Here is a 251-nt window from a genome sequence, read left to right on the forward strand (position 1 = left end):
CTTTCTATAAATAGTTTTAAATCCTCTTCTCTTGTTTGATTTAGCAAGAATTTTTTAATAGGGACTTGTGCCTTTTCTACTGCTTCCTCAAATTTTATTTCTTCATTCATATATGGCTTAATAGCCTTTTGTTCAAATGCCTTATAAAACTCATTTAAGGCAATTGAGATTATTATAGCTTCTCCTATATATAAAGGTGTTCCTCCAAATATTATAAGGATAAATAATGGAACTAATAATAATCCTGCTAT

Annotated in this window: 1 pseudogene; it reads right to left on the bottom strand. The window is 27.9% G+C overall.

Annotation, left to right across the window (positions count from 1 at the left end):
• Positions 1 to 251: pseudogene (locus K0039_RS21820) on the bottom strand (hypothetical protein); the annotation flags it as partial.

The sequence above is a fragment of the Terrisporobacter mayombei genome (assembly GCF_020748465.1).
Taxonomy (GTDB): domain Bacteria; phylum Bacillota; class Clostridia; order Peptostreptococcales; family Peptostreptococcaceae; genus Terrisporobacter; species Terrisporobacter mayombei.